This is a genomic window from Anaerocolumna sp. (assembly GCF_032079385.1).
GTDB lineage: Bacteria > Bacillota > Clostridia > Lachnospirales > Lachnospiraceae > Anaerocolumna.
In genome coordinates this window covers 1-18,890 of record NZ_DAMAUC010000038.1, presented here as the reverse complement: position 1 = coordinate 18,890, position 18,890 = coordinate 1, and the positions used below count along the sequence as shown (strand labels likewise).

General features: G+C 35.8%; 15 protein-coding genes. 8 read left to right on the top strand and 7 right to left on the bottom strand.

Annotated elements, in window-relative coordinates; all coding sequences use genetic code 11:
* Positions 1-12 precede the first annotated feature (12 nt).
* Positions 13-1,161 (top strand): glycoside hydrolase family 18 protein, encoded by a 1,149-nt coding sequence (locus RT261_RS19740; protein ID WP_313134853.1) that lies wholly within the window; start codon positions 13-15, stop codon positions 1,159-1,161.
* A gap of 133 nt (positions 1,162-1,294) precedes the next feature.
* On the opposite strand, the gene RT261_RS19735 is transcribed toward RT261_RS19740, so the two are convergent.
* The 3 genes from RT261_RS19735 to RT261_RS19725 all read right to left on the bottom strand — a co-directional run bounded on the left by RT261_RS19735 (position 1,295) and on the right by RT261_RS19725 (position 5,769).
* The gene (locus tag RT261_RS19735) at positions 1,295-2,011 is read right to left on the bottom strand and encodes a hypothetical protein (RefSeq protein ID WP_313134852.1); all 717 of its coding nucleotides are present in this window, start codon (positions 2,009-2,011) and stop codon (positions 1,295-1,297) included.
* 204 nt (positions 2,012-2,215) lie between these two features.
* Positions 2,216-4,348 carry a hydantoinase/oxoprolinase family protein gene (locus tag RT261_RS19730; RefSeq protein WP_313134851.1) on the bottom strand — a complete coding sequence of 711 codons (2,133 nt, stop codon included), beginning with the start codon at positions 4,346-4,348 and terminating at the stop codon, positions 2,216-2,218.
* A 122-nt stretch (positions 4,349-4,470) separates the two neighbouring features.
* Positions 4,471-5,769 carry a citrate transporter gene (locus RT261_RS19725; protein ID WP_313134850.1) on the bottom strand — a complete coding sequence of 433 codons (1,299 nt, stop codon included), beginning with the start codon at positions 5,767-5,769 and terminating at the stop codon, positions 4,471-4,473.
* Between the two features lie 316 nt (positions 5,770-6,085).
* On the opposite strand from RT261_RS19725, the gene RT261_RS19720 reads away from it, so the two are divergent.
* From RT261_RS19720 to RT261_RS19705, 4 genes are all read left to right on the top strand, one after another.
* The gene (locus tag RT261_RS19720) at positions 6,086-6,709 is read left to right on the top strand and encodes a TrkA C-terminal domain-containing protein (protein WP_313134849.1); all 624 of its coding nucleotides are present in this window, start codon (positions 6,086-6,088) and stop codon (positions 6,707-6,709) included.
* A gap of 153 nt (positions 6,710-6,862) precedes the next feature.
* Complete coding sequence (locus RT261_RS19715; protein ID WP_313134847.1) at positions 6,863-7,849, top strand: ABC transporter substrate-binding protein; 987 nt, start codon at positions 6,863-6,865, stop codon at positions 7,847-7,849.
* 15 nt (positions 7,850-7,864) lie between these two features.
* On the top strand, positions 7,865-8,734 hold the full coding sequence (locus tag RT261_RS19710) for an ABC transporter permease (protein ID WP_313134846.1): 870 nt from the start codon (positions 7,865-7,867) through the stop codon (positions 8,732-8,734).
* Between the two features lie 3 nt (positions 8,735-8,737).
* The gene (locus RT261_RS19705; protein WP_313134845.1) at positions 8,738-9,910 is read left to right on the top strand and encodes a quaternary amine ABC transporter ATP-binding protein; all 1,173 of its coding nucleotides are present in this window, start codon (positions 8,738-8,740) and stop codon (positions 9,908-9,910) included.
* Between the two features lie 132 nt (positions 9,911-10,042).
* Here RT261_RS19705 and RT261_RS19700 read toward each other — a convergent pair whose 3' ends face one another.
* The 4 genes from RT261_RS19700 to udk form a co-directional block, all read right to left on the bottom strand.
* Positions 10,043-11,320, bottom strand: coding sequence for a DUF6273 domain-containing protein (locus RT261_RS19700; RefSeq protein WP_313134844.1), 1,278 nt, complete (start codon positions 11,318-11,320; stop codon positions 10,043-10,045).
* 97 nt (positions 11,321-11,417) lie between these two features.
* On the bottom strand, positions 11,418-11,975 hold the full coding sequence (locus RT261_RS19695) for an HD domain-containing protein (protein ID WP_313134843.1): 558 nt from the start codon (positions 11,973-11,975) through the stop codon (positions 11,418-11,420).
* A 177-nt stretch (positions 11,976-12,152) separates the two neighbouring features.
* Positions 12,153-13,601, bottom strand: a complete 1,449-nt coding sequence (locus RT261_RS19690) for a tryptophanase (RefSeq protein ID WP_313134842.1) — start codon at positions 13,599-13,601, stop codon at positions 12,153-12,155.
* Between the two features lie 403 nt (positions 13,602-14,004).
* Complete coding sequence (gene udk, locus RT261_RS19685) at positions 14,005-14,622, bottom strand: uridine kinase (RefSeq protein WP_313134841.1); 618 nt, start codon at positions 14,620-14,622, stop codon at positions 14,005-14,007.
* A 454-nt stretch (positions 14,623-15,076) separates the two neighbouring features.
* Between udk and RT261_RS19680 the strand changes: the two genes are divergently transcribed.
* From RT261_RS19680 to RT261_RS19670, 3 genes are read left to right on the top strand one after another with little or no spacing between them, the layout of a single operon-like run.
* Positions 15,077-16,018 carry an ABC transporter ATP-binding protein gene (locus RT261_RS19680; protein ID WP_313134840.1) on the top strand — a complete coding sequence of 314 codons (942 nt, stop codon included), beginning with the start codon at positions 15,077-15,079 and terminating at the stop codon, positions 16,016-16,018.
* Entirely contained in the window at positions 16,005-17,333 is a 1,329-nt protein-coding gene (locus RT261_RS19675; protein ID WP_313134839.1) for an ABC transporter permease, read from the top strand. Before RT261_RS19680 ends, RT261_RS19675 begins: the two co-directional genes overlap by 14 nt.
* Positions 17,334-17,346: 13 nt before the next feature.
* Complete coding sequence (locus tag RT261_RS19670; RefSeq protein WP_313134838.1) at positions 17,347-18,690, top strand: ABC transporter permease; 1,344 nt, start codon at positions 17,347-17,349, stop codon at positions 18,688-18,690.
* Positions 18,691-18,890 lie beyond the last annotated feature (200 nt).

Sequence of the window (18,890 nt, the reverse complement as noted above, 5' to 3'; positions counted from 1 at the left end):
GGGAGGTAAATCATGTTTAAAAAAAATGCAGCAATAATTCTTTTATGTACGGCTATAGGTATTACAGCATGGACAGTATTTAAATTAGTGCAGGTAAAAAACAAGCCCCTGGAATTTGTGAAAGCTGCTTATTTACCTATTTATAAAGTCTGGCATGCTGAAGATGTGCCTGGAGACCTATTAACTGATATTAATATTTCTTTTGGAGAAATAGCGTCGGATTCCACCGTTCAATTAAATCCCATTAAGGAATTAGATCTCCCAAAAGAATTAGACACCTTGAGGCAAAGTTATCCGAATCTTAAGATTAATCTGGCTATCGGAGGCTGGGGGGCAGAGGGCTTTTCTGATATGGCTTTCACAAAGGAAACCCGTACTGTTTTTATTGACAGTATTGTTTCCCATCTGGAAGCTTACGGTCTGGATGGTGTTGATATTGACTGGGAATATCCTACATTAAGCAATTCAGGTCTAATTAAAGCACGTCCCGAGGATACTGAAAACTTTATACTTTTAATGAAAGAAATACGCTCTAAATTCAATGAGCTTTCTAAATCCAATAATAAAAAGTATACTTTATCATTTGCGGCACCTATAAGTGATTGGGCAGTAGAAATATTTGGTATAAAAGGAGTACGTAATGTTGTGGATTATATTAATCTCATGGGATATGATTACACGGGGACCTGGTCCCAGGTAACCGGACATCAAAGTAATTTAATGAATCATAAAGAAGCACCTAATCATCTGAATACGTATCAGGGCATTAAAGAATATCTTAAGTTTTGTGAACCTGAAAAATTAGTCCTGGGTATCCCTGCTTACGGATATGGATGGAAAGGTGTTAGCTCTGAGGATCATGGATTGTTCCAGTCTGCCAAAGCCGCTATTCCTCTTGAGGAATCGGATTTCACCTATAATAGTTTAAAAGAAAATTATATTTCTAAAAATGGTTATACCAGGTACTGGGATGATATCTCAAAGGCTGCCTATCTGTATAATGGTGATATTTGGATCACTTATGAAGATTTAGAAGCAATTAAGTACAAAGCAGATACTGTAAAGAAACTGAACTTAGGCGGCATGATGTATTGGGAGCAGACTCAGGATCTTACAGGGGATATTATTACAACGATTTCAAAAGAATTAGATAATCAGTAATATATATAATAATATATTTTAAACAGGAGATTTTTAATTAAGTTCCAATAAAAATCTCCTGTACATACAACCTCTCTTATATTTTTATCTCTTTAGACTTAAATTATCTTAAGCTTAATTCATGCCAACTAACTCATGAGATGCTGTTAGCACTTACTCCACTATCTATTACCCTGCTATCCATTATCTGCTTATATATATGCTTTGCTTCATTCCTGTCATGGGGATAAAGCAGTAGGACATCCAGTACATTAGGACAGAAGTTTAAATTAAGCAATCTTTTGGCAAATGCCATGCTAGCAATTTCACTGGTACAAGAAAGTAAGGAGGTATGTGTATAGGGTCCTAATTTCCATAGTTTTATACGGTACTGATTAACAAATAGCTTTTTGTTCCTGGTCTCGATATAGTGAAATAGTTCATGGGCAAGAATCACTTCTTTTAGATTAATATTTAATAATTCTTTTATTTTATATTCCCGAATCAGTTCTTCGCCCTTTCTGATATTATCAGTATATAATGTTATTGTTCCAGGTTCTTCAAATGCCCCAAAGTAAATATAATTCAAAGAATTATCCCTTTCTTCTTCCTTTATACGAATTCTAAATTCTTGTATTAACTGGCAGATATCCATCGGTAATTTCTGTTTTTTCAGCTTACCAAGAAGCTTATCCGCTTCCTCCAATCCACAGATTAAAGATTGTTCTATAATAGTATTTCTAATCTCAGCTGTGATTTTTCCTTGGATAGGATCTGTATATACTTGATATATTGCAAAATATTTATCTTGTAGTTTTAATAATTCCTCTATTTCTTTTTTAATCTCCAGGTAATACACTGTACTATCCATATTAACATTATCTCCACAATCTAAGGTTTATTTTTTATTCCTGAAGTACTGTTTTTTATTCTTATAGTGCTGTTTTTTACTCTATTACATATCATCATTTTACAAATCATTCTTTTACGGACCATCCTGTCACATATCATTTTTTTACAGATCATTCTGTTACATGTCATTCTGTTACATGTCATTCTGCTACATGTCATTCTGTTACATGTCATTTTTAGCCCCAATTAAAATAACACTATCACCGGATGCCCGTGTCATTAATTCTGAATCCATAACCATATGAAGTTGATCTAAACCTGACATTCCTTCATAATCTATAACTTTAGCGCCAATACATAGATAAAAGTCCGGTGTAATCTTAATGTCAGATTTATAAACCGACAGTTCTTCCCACATCTTGTCTACAACTGACCTAACACCTCCGGTTGTGGATTCAACCGCACTGCCATCGCTTCTTTGAATTTTTATAATACCTTTTTTGTCTACAACACGAATTTCTTGCTTTCTTCCCTTTTGAGAACTAAATACATAAAAGTTTTCATTTTGTACAATACAATTTACTTGATTTGATTCTACACGCATAGAATCTGCTGCAATTTTGGTTGCTTCCTCCATCGTAGCTTTCTTCGCAAGATCTTGGGTTTGAATTTCAGTGGAGCCTGTTGCAATAGCACGTACTTTGGAGGTTTGTGAATCAATCTCAATCTGTATCTCTATACTTTCTGCCATTGCACCGGATTTAATCGCCATATCCGTTACTTCGGTACGTATTTCAGCAAGATCCTGAGGGGTTGGACTTGGTATCACACGTTCCACTACATCTCTTACCAGGGCAAGGGCTACTCCGATAGAGGAGATAACCTCTGCATTCTTTGCAATTTGGTATGGCAGATTCATTTTATTGGCTGTAAATGGTAACAAAGCAGTCGCACCGCCCCCTCCTCCGATAAGGGTAATCTGATCCCGTTCTACTTTATATTTATCTGCCAATTCTTCAATTACTGCAATACAGGTATCTGCTGCATTATCTAATATGACCGTGGCACATTCCTCAACAGACATTTTTAATTCTTTTGCTAATGCTTCTATTGCCTTTTTACTGGATTCCGGATTACCATAGGAAAAATCTCCGGGTTTAACAATTTCTAAAGCGGTAGCAGCACAAGTTACAGTTATAGTACACCGAAATCCACCATCACATTCAATGGCAATATAATCCTCCGGATCGCCTTGTAATGGCTGTATTCTTACAACTTTGGGATTAACAATCTTCGAAGGATCTGTAAATGCGGAATAAGGTAGATTAGCAATATGAGCAGAACGAGGACCTACGTGAATAATCCTGTTATTGTCAGCACGAACCATGGAACCCCCTGCAACACCGGATACATGTACGTCCAGAGAATGAATCAAAGTACTTTGGCCTCCTACAACGGAATAGTCAATCATAGGCCGTCCATTCTTTATAACTCCGATATCTGTACTGGTTCCGCCAACCTCAAAGAATATTCCGTTAGAAACTCTAAGATACATCAGTGCTCCCACTGTGGAGGCTGCCGGTCCCGATAGCATAGTTAATACCGGACGTTTTCTCATTTCTTCTATATCCATAACACCGCCGTCACCCCGCATAATCATAAGAGGTGCTTTAATACCGGCTTTTCTAACTGCTGCTTCTGTACTGTCCGCAGTTTCAAACATTTTAGGAAGTATGGAAGCATTAATGACTGCGGTACGGGTTCTTCTTGTCAACCCGTATAATTTACTAATATCCGCAGCGGCTGTTACTTCAATCCCCTTTTCTTTTCCTGCTTCTTTTACCGTTAACTCTTCTTCAATATCATCCACACCAAAAGCTTTCGAGGCAACTATAACCCCGCAGCCATCTGCTTTTAGATCATCAATGGCTTTGCCTGCTGCTTCTTTACTGAACTTTTTCAGATCCATATACTGATGAGCAGTCATAATCTTTCTTTTTCCGGAATTATCTAAATCTATATCTTTTACATTACTTTGTATATTGGATAAAAAACCCAAAATAACGCCTTTGCCCATTCCGATAATACCTGTTTTCGCTACATCCCCCTCCAACAATGCATTGGTAGCCTGGGTAGTGGAATGTGCAATAAAAGTTACTTCTTCCGGTGATATATTGTTATCATTGAGGCATTTTTTAAAAGACTCTACCACACCTTCCGAAACACCTAGTCCACTTTCATGTGTAGTTTTTACAGAACCGATTCCTACAATTTCATAAGTTGCATCATCTACAGCCACGGCCTTTGTATGGGTTCCGCCAACATCTATGCCCACTCGAATTTTCCTATTTGTCATGTTAACCTCGATTCCGGTGCCTTAGCACCTTTTTTCTTTCAACCTGATTCCTCTTTGCAGCACCCATATAGTTAATAAGAATGTCTTTCAGTTATGAAGAAAAAGCATCTTCATAATACCTCCTATCCAAATAATAAGAATACCAAAGCAGTGTTAATAATGGTAATCATCCATGCCCATATAACGCCGGTTCTCAAAAATTCTTTTACCGAAACTTTGCTGTAATTTAGTGCCCATAGATTCCAGGACTGAGTTGGACAGACGGAAAGATTCATGGAAATCGTTGGAACATACATTAAGGTAAAGAGAAATGGAGTGGCAAAACCACCAATGGCATTCAATACTCCTACCGTAGCTGCACCAGCACCAAAGATCGTTAAAGGTCCCCGGAACAATCCAAAAGGTGCTATAATCGCAAATACAATACAAAGTACCAATGTGGAGTTTGGCATAATACCTCCAAGAATTGCTTCAAAAAATGGCGCTGCAACACCGGATATTTTATTAAACATTGGCAGAATAAATAAAAATCCTAACAAACTTGCAACATCCACAACTCCGTCATAGAAAGTTCTTGATATGGTTCTGGCAGCCTGTCCGAAGTTCGGCAATTTACCGCAAACAGCAAGACCAAAAACAGAACCTACAATGAATGCCGGAATTGTCTGCCATTTAAAGAATATAGCCAGTGCAGTAGGTATAATGGGTGTAATCATTGCTACTGTTGGCACACCAGCTTCTAAATATCCTGCTTTTCCTGTTTTTACCGCCCAGGCTCTCCTACGCCTTTTTTTCCTTCGTAAATTATATATAAGCATTATTGCTATAACAACAAGTTGAATACCCATTGCTAAAAAGCCAAAAATGAAATAGTTTTTATCATATAGCATATCTGTAAAAATACCCTGCATTTGCTTAAATAGCACCTGATTAATGTACATGCCGCTGCCTACACTCATAAGGTAGGAGGTAACTGCAAGAGGTTTGGGAACTCCCAAAGACATAAGAATCGGCAGAATAATAACACCAATCGCTACTACTGCACCTGCTCCAAAGGTAGAGGTAAATATAATACCGGAGACTATGGATAACAGAATAGTTGTAAACAATGGGTTATCTCCGCCTAGTTCTGTTACACTTTTTATTAATTTGGAAGCAATACCTGTTTCAATCAGTACCCTTCCAAACCAACTTCCAAATATAACATTAACCGCCGTAGCACCCCAACTCTCCGGTCCTCCCTGAAAGATGTCGGCCTGAGCATTTGCCCAGGTTAATTTGCCACCGGCTATACATAGTGCAACCCAGATAACTGCCATAATAAAGAAACCTACCATTAAGTTCCCTCCACGTGCAGCAAAATAGATTAACCCAAAGTATGTGATAAGCAGAATGATACCAATAATAATTGCAGTATCCATAAAATTCTCCTTTCAATGATTATATGTTGTTTGTCCATCCTTAACGTAACAGCAATACTTATATTATTTTTTCCAAATTATTATTAAATATATTCACATAAATAGTAAATAGATAATTTAGAAAACAATATAACCTCTTTAATGCCATAATACTTCAAATGAAAACAAGAGATTTTTATTATGAAAAAGCACATACATAACCTCTTTAACGGAGCTGATTTCTTATATGTAATACAATGGACTTTAAGGAAACCTTGCAAAAAACCAATGTTAATAGTACAATACAATCAAAATATACAGGATGGAGAGATTACATTTGAAAAACATTGGACCACCGGTTTATTCCCAAATAGCATTGGATATTGCTGTACGAATTGCCAGAGGCGATTTAAAAGAGAATACCAAGATATCCGGACGTTCTAAAATGGCTAGTGAATATAATGTTTCGCCGGAAACCATTCGCAGGTCATTCCAGCTTCTGCAAGATATGAAAATTATTGAAGTATTACAAAGCAGCGGCGCAATTATTAAATCAAGAGATAATGCTTTAAAATATATTGAACGAAATAATATTGGAAATGACTTTAGAAACCTAAAGCGAGAACTAAATGCCCTATTAAAAGAACGCTCCAACATGGACAAACGTATCAATGAAATTGTTAGTCAGATTATTGACTATAGTGAACGTTTTCGAAACATCAAACCATTATACACCTTAGAATTCGAAATACCTGAGAATTCTTCTATATTAAAGAAATCTATTACTGAAACAAAATTCTGGCAAAATACCGGAGCAACCATTGTCGCAATAAAACGTTCAGACGATATTATATTATCACCTGGACCTTATTTTGTGTTTGAACCTCATGATATTATAGTGGTTACAGGGGATATGGGAATCTCTCAGAGAATTCAAGATTTAATAAAAAATATTGATTAATATACATTTTATATGTATTACCCAGCAGCCATATTTAAAAAAATATGGCTGTTTTTGTTGACAAATTAAAAACTTGTATTATTATATATAAGTATAAGTGACAACTTGTAGTCAATTGTTAAGTTGTCGGAAAAATGAAAGTGAGGTCATAAAATGAGAAAAAAAGGAACCTTAATAGGAATTACTTTGCTGATATGTGCATCCTTTTTAGTTGGTTGCAAAACAGATTCAAATACAGTAATTAAATTGGCAGATGTAGGTTGGGATAGTATTAAATTTCATAATGCAGTAGCTGACTTTATAGCTGTGAATGCTTATGGTTATGAAACAGAAGAAATATCTGCAACCACTCCTCTTACTGTTCAGGCTTTAAAAGGAGGCGACATTGACGTAATTATGGAGATGTGGACCAACAATGTTGTCAGTTATTCGGAGGATATTGCTTCTGGTGCTTATCAGGAACTAGGAACTAATTTTGACGACAACAATCAAGGGTTCTATGTTCCCAGATATGTAATTGAGGGCGACCCGGCAAGAGGTATAAAGCCCGTGGCTCCTGATTTAAAGACTGTAGCTGATCTTGTTAAATACAAAGATGTATTTGTTGACGAAGAGGATGTAACAAGAGGGCGAATATACGGAGCTATTTCCGGTTGGGAAATTGATCAGGTTATGTATAACAAATATAAATATTATGGTTTGGATAAAGATTTTAATTATTTCCGTCCTGGTTCTGATTCTCCTTTAGCCGCTGCATTTTCATCGGCTTATGAAAAAGGAGAACCTGTTGTTGGTTACTATTGGGAACCAACCTGGCTGACTGGTAAATACGATCTTGTACTTTTAGAAGACGCTCCCTATGATCCAGAGACCTATCCAGATGGAAAAACAGCTTGTCCGCCTGTTAATGTAACAGTATGTGTAAGTAATGATATGCTTGAAAAGACACCGGATTTTGCAGAGTTTTTGAAAAAATACAAAACATCCAGTAAATTAACAGCTGAAGCCTTAGCATATATGCAAGATGAAAAAGCGGATTATGATGAAACAGCAAAATGGTTCTTAAAAAATCATGATGAATTGATTTCAGAATGGTTACCTGAAGATAAGGCCGAACTTGTTAGAAATGCTTTGGATTAGGAAGGTGAAATGAATATGAATTGGCTAACACAATTTCCTGATATTTTTGAAATTAGTATTAATGAATCTATCGATAATGTTGTCAGCGAAATAAATAAAAATTTTGAAGGATTCTTTAAAGTAATAAAAGACTTCGTTTTAGGTTTTCTGAACGGAGTCGGTGCAATTATCAATATAATACCCTGGTGGTTATTAATTCTCCTTGTTTTCTTTCTGGGCTGGAAAACCAGTAAGAAAATACATAAAGGTTTATTGTATGCATTGAGTTTATCAATAATTGGCATATTAGGCCTTTGGGAATTAATGAATCTCACACTGGCTATCGTAATAGTATCCGTTTTAATATCTTTACTGTTTGGATTACCAATAGGTATTCTGCTTTCATCAAGTAAGAAAGCATTTGCTATTGTTCGTCCAATCCTTGATGCTATGCAGACTATGCCTTCCTTTGTATACCTGATTCCAGCAGTTATGTTCTTTGGATTAGGAAAAGTACCTGCAGTTATCGCGACTATTATTTATGCGATAGCACCTGTTATACGGCTTACCTGTCATGCCATTAACCAGGTAGATAAAGAAATGGTAGAAGCTGCTCAATCCTTCGGTTCAACCAGAATGCAGCTTTTATTAAAGGTAAAGCTTCCCCAGGCATTACCAACCATAATGACTGGTGTAAATCAGACTATGATGATGGCAGTATCTATGGTTGTAACATGTTCCATGATTGGAGCAGCCGGACTGGGTCAGGAAGTACTGATTGGTATTAATCGTCTGGAAATCGGCAGAGGCTTTACTGCCGGTATCTCTATCGTTATCATTGCCATACTTATGGACCGTTTAACCCAAGGCTGCTTTAGTAAAAAAGCACCCACATTGGAGGAATAGAATATGGAAAATATAATAGAAGTAAAAAACGTAACCAAAATATTTGGTTCCGGCATTGGAAATGCATTAAAATTATTAAAATCCGGAAGCAATAAAAAAGACATATTTAAACGTTTTGGTACAACAGTAGGAACAGATAATATATCCTTTGATGTAAAGAAAGGTGAAATGTTTGTTATAATCGGTTTGTCGGGAAGCGGCAAATCTACCATCATTCGTTGTTTAAATATGCTGTATCAGCCAACTTCCGGAGAAATTTTATTTAATGGAAAAGATATTTGTAAATTTAATAAAAATGAATTACGGGAATATAGAAGGAATCATATTTCCATGGTTTTTCAACATTTTGGTTTAATATCCCACCGGACTGTTTTAGGAAATGTAACATATGGATTAGAAGTTAAGGGTGTTCCTAAGGCAGAAAGAGAGGCCAAAGCAAAAGAAATGCTATCTATGGTAGGGCTGGAAGGATGGGCAGATCATAATATATCTTCCCTTAGCGGCGGTATGCGCCAGCGTGTTGGAATAGCACGTGCACTTACCAACAATCCAGATATCCTGCTTATGGATGAACCATTTTCCGCTTTAGACCCTATTGTAAGACGAGATATGCAGTTTGAGTTACTTAAGATTCATAAGATGGTTCAAAAAACAATTATTTTTATTACACATGATATCAATGAGGCTTTCAAAATTGGCGATCGTGTAGCAATTATGAAAGACGGTAAGATTGTACAAATCGGTACACCGGAAGAGATACTGGAACAGCCTGTTAACGAATATGTAGAAGAGTTTGTAAAAGACATTGATAAAACAAAAATACTTTGTGTAAAACATGTTATGACAGTTCCTTCTGCATTTGTCAAACAAAGTGACGGGCCCCATGTTGCTATGAAAGAAATGAAATCCAATGGCGTTTCCAGCGTTTATGTAGTTGGTGAAAACATGGGATTAGTTGGTTTACTCACTCTTGATGGTGCGCTAAAAGCAAGAAATGGAGAAGCCTCATTAAAGGATGTAATTATAAAGGATATTCCTGTTACCGATGCAGAAGTAAATCTTCAGGACCTTTTACCAATTGCAGCTGAGGCAAAATACCCCCTTGCAGTTACCAATTCAAAGAATCAATTGATTGGTATTGTTACCAAAGCCTCTGTACTTTCCTCATTGGCTTAATACCAAGCTATTATAAAATTATAATGGGCTGTTGTAAAATGAATGTCTTATATCAGATACGGACTATAATATCCGTTTAATTCTCTATATCTGATATCACTATCCATTTTGCAACAGCCCATTTGCAATAAGTTAATCTAAATTAAACCACATTACAGGCTTTACTCTGAATTCTTCACTGGTTGCTTCATAACCATATTTCATCGCAAGTCTATTTACAGATAGGAAAGCTGCACTGCCTTGCTGGTTACCCGGTGAACGAAGCCAGCTGTTACTTTTTAAGTCAGGGATTAGTTCATTATATTGTTCTATTTCTTCAATACTAAAAAGATAGATATAATCTTGTGTGTCGTTTCCGCCACTTGTTCCATATACCGGATTATCTGAATTCTTTACAGTAGCAAGTATAATATTATCTTTCTCTGCTTTTGTGAAATTTTCATCTAAAAATTCTGAATTCAGCCAATTACGTAATGTAGACTGTTCCCAAGTAACATCTCCTGAATTAGTGTTATACGCCATGCCCGATATTGCTAAATCTTTTAATAGTAAAGCCTTATTGTCTTGAATTTCTAATATTCTCCACTTATTTTCACCGATATTAATGGTATCTCCGATTTCACTATTTTTAATAAACAGTTTCTCCATGTCCACTTTTTTCTGGTCACTGTCTTTATAGTCTCCTGCAGCTTCAAAAGCTTTTTTAGCATTTTTATAATCTTCCTCTTCCATAGCTTCTAATCCTTTTTGGTATCTGCATTCCGTCATTTTTTCTTTACTGTCTTTAAATCCTCCAATTCTCTTATAAACTTTAATTGCCTGATTATAAGAGCCTGTTAACTGCAGCACATTGGCCAAATAATATTTTGTATGGGCACTCTTAACTCCAAAGAAGATTGCAATAATTGCAAGCACAACTACCACATTATTTGTTATTTTTCTCCTGCCTGCTTTCTTTTCTAAGCGGGTACTTAACTCCTCACATTTTTTCGCCAAAGTATTAGCATCCAGATAACCATCAATTTTACGAAATTCTTCAGCGGCTAATCTATATTCATCTGCCCGTTTCGCCTGTTCTTTCAGTTCTGTAGCATTTTTATAAACCTGCTCTTTAATTTCTCCCTCTGTTGCTTCAGCAAGGCGATAGCATTCCCCGGCAAGCTCCTTAGAATCTTTATAATCAGATAATTCATCAAATTGCTTTGCTGCTTCAAGATACATATCTACTTTATCTTTATAAGGAGTCATACAACGAATTGATTGCATTAAATTCATTACCTTTTGGTAATTGATTTCTTTAGCTGCATCAATTGCTTCCTCACTTTCAATATTTGCTTTTAAATTTGTTTCATCTGCCATATTATTTTCCTCTACTAATTTTTCTAACAAATCCTTGTTCTTTTGAGACATAACAACCTCGTTTCCGGCACTTTAGTACCTTATAAAATAAACACAAACACATCATATTCTTTTTTAGACAAAAAGTAAATATCAAAAAAAGGATATGCTATTTGTTTATTTTTTGTACTGTGTCGTTATACACATCTTTTCGAAGTTTTGTAAGATATTCCGAAAAGGCTACATTTCCATTACCATAATCTAAATTGGTGGTATATTCAAGGGGTATCCAAGTAGAAAGATCTGCTTCGTTATGCTGAATAATTACTTCCAATTTATCCAGAGCTTTATATATTTTAGCTTCTAAAGTTTCCAAAGCATCCATTTCCTCATACAAGGCTCTAAGTTCTTTATTATAAGGAGTTGGCAAAGAATCGACCCAATTGTATAATTGTCTGCTTTCCTCTTCTTCATCCTGTGCTGTCTTATGAAAAGATGGAATATCACCGGTAAAGGCTTCACCCATATCATGGAATATACACATTTTAATTACTTTATCCATATCCGCTTCAGGAAATTCATCTTTTAAAAAATAAGCAAACAATGCCAATCTCCAGCTATGTTCTGCTACACTTTCATGTCTTCCATTTGAAGTCCAAGAATGGCGGGTATTATTTTTCAAACTCTCTGCTGTTCCAAGAATTTCAATTAACTTTCTCGTATCCATTTTCTTACCTCCTATTTATCTCATTCTCCTCACTATTAGCACTAACCTAATATAATACCTTGAGACATGTCATTGAATATTTTTTCATTCATCCTTTCATTATACCATTATAAATTAGAAATGGCGAGGAAAATCCTCGCCACATAATAATTAAGTAATAATTATATTAATTGCATGTTATAAACTATTGGGAAAATCCTTACGGAATTTATCTGCAAGCTTCTCCTGCCAGTCTGTTATAGCCTCCAAACGGCCTACAAAGAATCTTAAAGTTTTAGGTTCTTCTGTAAATCTTAATCCTCCAATTAAATCACGATTATCCCATAGCCAAGTGGTACGGTCTATGGCATATTCCACTTGACTTAATGTAAATACTCTTCTTGGCATTGCACAACGAACCAATTCCATAGATGCCAAATGCTCTGAGCCGTCAGGGTTACGATCTTCACTTAAAGTTCCCCGTTCCATGGAACGAATACCTCCTGCAATATATAACGCTGAGGATAAAGCCGCTGCCGGATACTGTTCACCCGGTACATTAGGAATAAATTTCATGGCATCAATATGACACCCCAGTCCACCTGCTGGTTTTACAACAGGAATGCCACGTTTGTCTAATTCATTAACCATATATTCTATGAATAAAGGCCCCTGGGATATTACATCAAAGTCCATTGTTTCATCAAGCCCTACAGTAATAGCACCCATCTCTTTAATGGACATACCTCCATAGGTAAGAAAACCTTCATAAAGGGTAATTGCTTCTTTCATAGTATCCCACAGTTTTTTGTCACGGACAAGAATCCCGCCACCTCTTGCAAACCCTAACTTACGGGCTGAAAAATAAATGATATCAAAATGAGAAGCAACCTCCTTTGTAATTTCACGAATGGACATGTTCTTACATTTGTCTTCTCTGACTTTCATAAAGTAGAGATTATCCTGTAATAAACTTGCATCTAATAGCATGGTAATACCATATCCATTACAGATTTTATGTATTTTTTCAATATTTCCAAGAGAAATAGGCTGTCCGCCAATTAAATTTGTACCTGCTTCAACACGTACAAAGGGTATATGTTCAGGACCTGCTTCCTTGATTACTCTTTCCAATTCTTCTAAATCAAAATCACCTTTAAAAGGATCCTTGCTGTCGGTAATGATACTGCTCTTTTTTACAACTTCAACTACACGTCCACCATTTTTAACTATATGCGCCTTGGTTGTTGTAAAATGATAGTTCATTGGACATATATCCCCTTCTTTTACAAGGGAACCTGCGATAATATTTTCACAAGCCCTTCCCTGATGAGTTGGCAGAAAGTAATCCATTCCAAATATCTCCGCTAATTTCTCTTTTAGTTCGTAAAAGGTTCTGGATCCGGCATAGGCATCATCTGCATTCATCATACCTGCAAGCTGATTATCACTCATAGCATTAACGCCGCTATCCGTCAACATATCCAAAAATATATCCGAATTTTGTAACATATATAAATTATTACCGGCCTCCTGTAATGCTTTTAATCGTTTTTCAACCGGAAGTAAACTAATTTTTTGTACGATTCTGGCCTTATGCATCTCTAACGGTATATTCTTACCACTATAGAATTGAATATTATTCATAACTTATCCCCTTTTCTTTTCACAAATAATAATTGATAAATATCTTTACTATTACCTAATTTGTATCAACATAAATTCAAATTAACCTCATTATAACTTAAACGCATTAAATAGTCAACGCTTTAACGCGACAAAGCAAAAAATAAACTGTTACCTTGAGCATAAATTTAATACGGCTATATTTTAAGAAGAAGATTCTCCTGTAAATAATAGATTCTCCTACTTAAAATATAACTTTCTGAATGTCTACGCTCAAAATAACAGTTTATGATTTATTTCGTTTTCTATTTTAATCTAGTTTTTGATTTAATCCCATTTATAATCTAATCCGTTTTTTGACCTGTTTCGTGATTTAATCCTGTTTATAATACAACCTGGTTTGTAATTTAAACCAATCTACAGACTACTCCGCCAAAATAGCTTTAATTCTGTGAATCAGCATATCCATCGCCACAGTATTCTTTCCGCCCCGGGGTATAATAATGTCTGCATATTTTTTATAAGGTTCTACAAATAGTTCATGCATTGGCTTTACGGTATTTATGTATTGGTTTATTACAGATTCCAAGCTTCTTCCCCGTTCATTTACGTCTCTAACAATTCTGCGAATTACCCTTTCATCCGCATCCGTATCTACGAATACCTTAATATCCATTAAGGAACGAAGATTCGCATTTTCATAAATTAAAAATCCTTCTACTATTATAACTTTAGCGGGATTCACTCTTATGGTTTCAGCAAGCCGGGTATGTTCTTTGTAGGAATAAACCGGTCTGTCAATTGCATCACCTTGTTTTAATGCCTTAATGTCAGTAATCATTCTTTCGGTATCAAATGCATTGGGATGGTCATAGTTTAGTTTTGTTCTTTCTTCAAAAGGCAATTCATCGTGAGGTAAATAATAAAAATCGTGGCTTAATAATTCAACACTGTCTCTAAATGCTTCTTTTATGCGATTCGCAACTGTTGTCTTTCCTGAAGCAGAGCCTCCTGAAACCCCTATAACAACAATATCTTTCATACAACTTACCATGCATACCACAAGTGATATGTGATACTGCCACAAACCTATGTGAAAGAAGATAACTGTGGCATCCTTTCATTCTAATTTTTCTTTCACACTACCAAGTCAAATGTCGTTTTCAACAATTCTGTTTCACTTCCAACGACATAAATCACTTTGGTTTCCTTTTTTCTTTTATATTCTACCATATAAAATGAAGAAGATAAATCACAAAATATTTTATTGGAAGTACTTTTATCTAAAGTAAAATAGTGGTATAATCATTTTTACTCGGGGCATGTGTAAGAACTATTTATTACATAGCTTTGTTTAAAGCTCATTTTCCTTATTAGAGATTGGGAAAATAGAAAGTGGGGAGGTTGAAAAGCTATATTTTTCAACCTGCAATTTGTACCGGGGTACGCATTGTATTATAATTAAAAGGCGTTAAAGTGCCAGAAACGAGGTTTTTATGTCATTAACTGTTAATAATTTGTCAAAAAGCTACGGAGACAAAGTTGTCTTGGATAACTTAAGCTTCGAGATAAACGAGCCGGGTGTTTATGCTCTCCTTGGAACAAACGGCGCCGGTAAGACAACCACACTACGTATTATTTTAGGAATGCTTGCCAAAAATAACGGTGAAGTTTTATGGAAGGGAAAAGCTTTAGATCCTGTACGTACCAATGTTGGTTATCTTGCAGAAGAAAGAGGCTTATATCCAAAATATTCTTTGCTAGATCAACTTTTATACTTCGCAAAACTTCGCAATGTACCAAAACACACTGCTATGGATAGAATAAAATACTGGGCTGACAGATTAGCTGTGACTGAATATATATTTCCCCCTAAGATAAAAGGCAGAAAAACTTCCAAATCCAATCATGCCGATCAATTATCAAAAGGTAACCAACAAAAAGTTCAGTTAGTGGCTGCCTTAATATCTGATCCTGAACTGCTTATTCTTGATGAACCTTTAAGCGGTTTAGATCCAGTGAATACAGACTTATTTAAGGCTATCATTCGAGAAGAAATCAGCAAAGACAAATATTTGATTATGTCCAGCCACCAGATGCCAACCATTGAAGAATTCTGTTCTGATATTACAATTTTAAATCGTGGTAAGGCAGTGCTGCAAGGTAATTTAAACGAAATCAAAAAGGGTTATGGACGTGTAAACTTATTCGTCAAAAGTGATGTGGATATTGCATCTTATATTTCCTCTTTTGGTCTTACTATAGCAGGCAAAACACCTAGTGAATATCACTTGAAGGTTAAAAGTGAAGATCAGGCAATGGAATTTCTTACAAAGTTAATAAACGACCAAATTCCTATTGTAAAATTTGAACTTCGTGAACCTTCATTACATGAAATATTTATTGAAAAGGTAGGGGATGCAAATGAAGAAAAGTAATTTAGCCGGCTGGAAGAATGTATTTTCTTTTACTTTGGTGCAAACCTTGAAAAGTAAAGCATTTCTCATCTCCTACATCATACTGATTACTCTTTCCTTAATATCCATGCCCCTGGTTAATAAAATATTTAACAGTGGCAACGAAGATGTAAATGCACCAAGCCCCATAAAGAAAGTATACGTTTATAACAGTACTTCCCTTCAGGACATTGATTTTTCGAAGCTTCTGACTGAGGAAAAAATGAACCATATTCTTTTTGAAACGGCTTCAGAAGAGTATGATGCTTTATCCAAAGAAGTGGAAAAAGAAACATCTTCTGTTATCTTAACCATTACAGAAGATGCGAATATGTTCTCGCTGCACTTTCTAAAAGCAAGTAAAGGTCCTGTGAAAGAGACACATATACAAGCTTTAGGTAATGCATTGGCAAAGCAATTTCAATTATTACGAATTAGTGCATTGGGAATTACAGAGGAACAAAATGCCTTGCTGAATGCCAAAATCGGAACAAGCATTTCTGCTGCTGATGTGAATGGTGATGTTATCTTAAAAGAAGATACTTCTATATCTATGGCTGAATATTGGTTCATATACGGAATCTTATTCTTTGTACTAATGGCAAATATGTTATCAAGCACACAGATTGCTTCCAGTATTGTAACAGAAAAATCCACTCGTGTTGTAGAATATCTATTAATTACGGTAAAACCTTTGGCACTTATGGTCGGTAAAATAATGGCCATGCTATTTGCAACTTTGTTCCAGATGGCATCCATGGTAATTGCTCTATTTATATCTAACCGGGTAACTTCTGCTGTTACTCCAGGCAATAGCAGCAACATGTTGGAACAGTTTTTACCAAAAGATATCTTTCAAAATATTAACATCGTAAATATCCTGTTATGCTTTATACTTGTTATGCTTGGCATGATTTTCTATGCTACTTTGGCAGGTTTGGCAGGAGCAACTGTAAGCAGAATAGAAGAATTAAATGAAGGTTTGACTTTATTTACAATTACAAACCTGGTTGGCGTATATATCGGACTAGGTGCATCAGGTACTTTGGTAGGCGCAGGAATTAATCCATTTGTTGTTTTTGCTTTCTTATTCCCGCTGTCTTCTCCATTCATACTGCCTGGTGCAATTCTTATTGGAAAAGCCACTTTACCATTAATGGGTATAGCCATTGTTCTAGAACTTGTATTTATACTGCTTTTGTTCCATTTTGTTGCAAAAGTTTATGAAACACTTATACTTCATAATGGTAATACAATTAAATTGAAAGAATTAATTCATCTTTCAAAAACAGTCTAGGGAGGTGGGCAAAATGAAAAATAATTTTAGAGGATGGAATACAGTATTTGGCTTTACCTTCCGTCAATTAACAAAAGGCCTAGGCTTTAAACTTGTTACCGCATTAGTTGCGCTTCTTATATTAGGGGCATCTGTTTTAATCAATGTGCTGGCGGCAAAACCGGTGGAAAGTGATATACCGCAACTCTCAGTTTCACCAATTAGTAAAGTATTTGTCTTAGATAACAGCGGATTGCAGCCAACCGATTATAAAGAAATGAATCCGTTTTTCACCCAGGAACAATATTCACATATTGTTTTTGAGACGGTAACGGGTCAAACCAGAGAAGATACAATAAAAACGGCAGCATCAGATTCAACAGAAACCATTGCAGCTATTATTAACACCACCGATGGAGGATATGACATTGAAATCGTTATCCCTGCCGGCTCTGTGATTACAAAAAACCAGGCAGAAATATTAATAGAACCAATGAGCGCTGCATTTGAAACCAATAAATTATTACAGTCAGGTTTAACCGAAGAACAATTGGCAGCTGCCTTAAAACCGGTAATAACCTCCTTTGCTGATATTGGTGAAGATACCAATGAAATTACCTTTATCATCAAGATGGTCGCACCTATGGTATTTGGCCTAATGCTGTATATGATGCTTATTTTTCATGGCCAGGCCATTAGCAAGTCCGTTTCTACAGAAAAGACTTCAAAGCTGGTAGAAACTTTATTGACTTCTGTACACCCATATGCCTTAATAACAGGTAAGGTATTAGCCGTTTCCGCAATGGCAATTCTACAATTTGTAACCTGGCTTGTTGCAATTTATGCTGGCTTATACCTTGGAAATACCGTTGCTCATTCCATATATCCGGGATACGAAAGTTCGGTAATTTCAGTAATTAATTTCTTAAAGGATAATATAGGTCAAACGGCTTTTACTCTTCCTGCCGTAGTTTTAACTATTGTAGCTTTCTGTATTGGCTTTTTATTCTATTGTGTTATTGCAGGACTTACAGGGTGTCTGGTATCCAAACCGGAAGAAGCGGCATCTACACAGGCTATTTTCCAGTTCCCTGTTATTATAAGCTGGCTGGTTACTTATCTTTCACCTATGATGGGTAATGAAACCATAACCGTAGTAGCAAGATACATTCCGTTTACGGCACCATTTTGTATTCCTGTGGATATTTTAACAGGTACAATTGGATTAGGAGAAGGCATTATTACAACTTCGCTGTTACTTCTTTTCACTTTAATCGTTATTATGCTGTCCGGTAGAATTTATAAAGGTCTTATATTGTACAATGGACAAAAAGTTAGTTTAAAAATGATTGGGAATGTTATAAAGGCTAGCAAATAAGGACGCTTTGCCCAATATAGGTTATTCTAGACCTTCGTAAGTAGGGGCGGCTGTGTGGTTCTTGTTCCGTAGGGGAATTCGATGGTTCTAATACAATAGTAATCACTTAGAACATATTTAAAAATTGCGAACTCGCCGGGGTATACCCGGCTCAAACATCACAATTTTTAAATATTGGCGCGATTCCTATAGTATAAGAA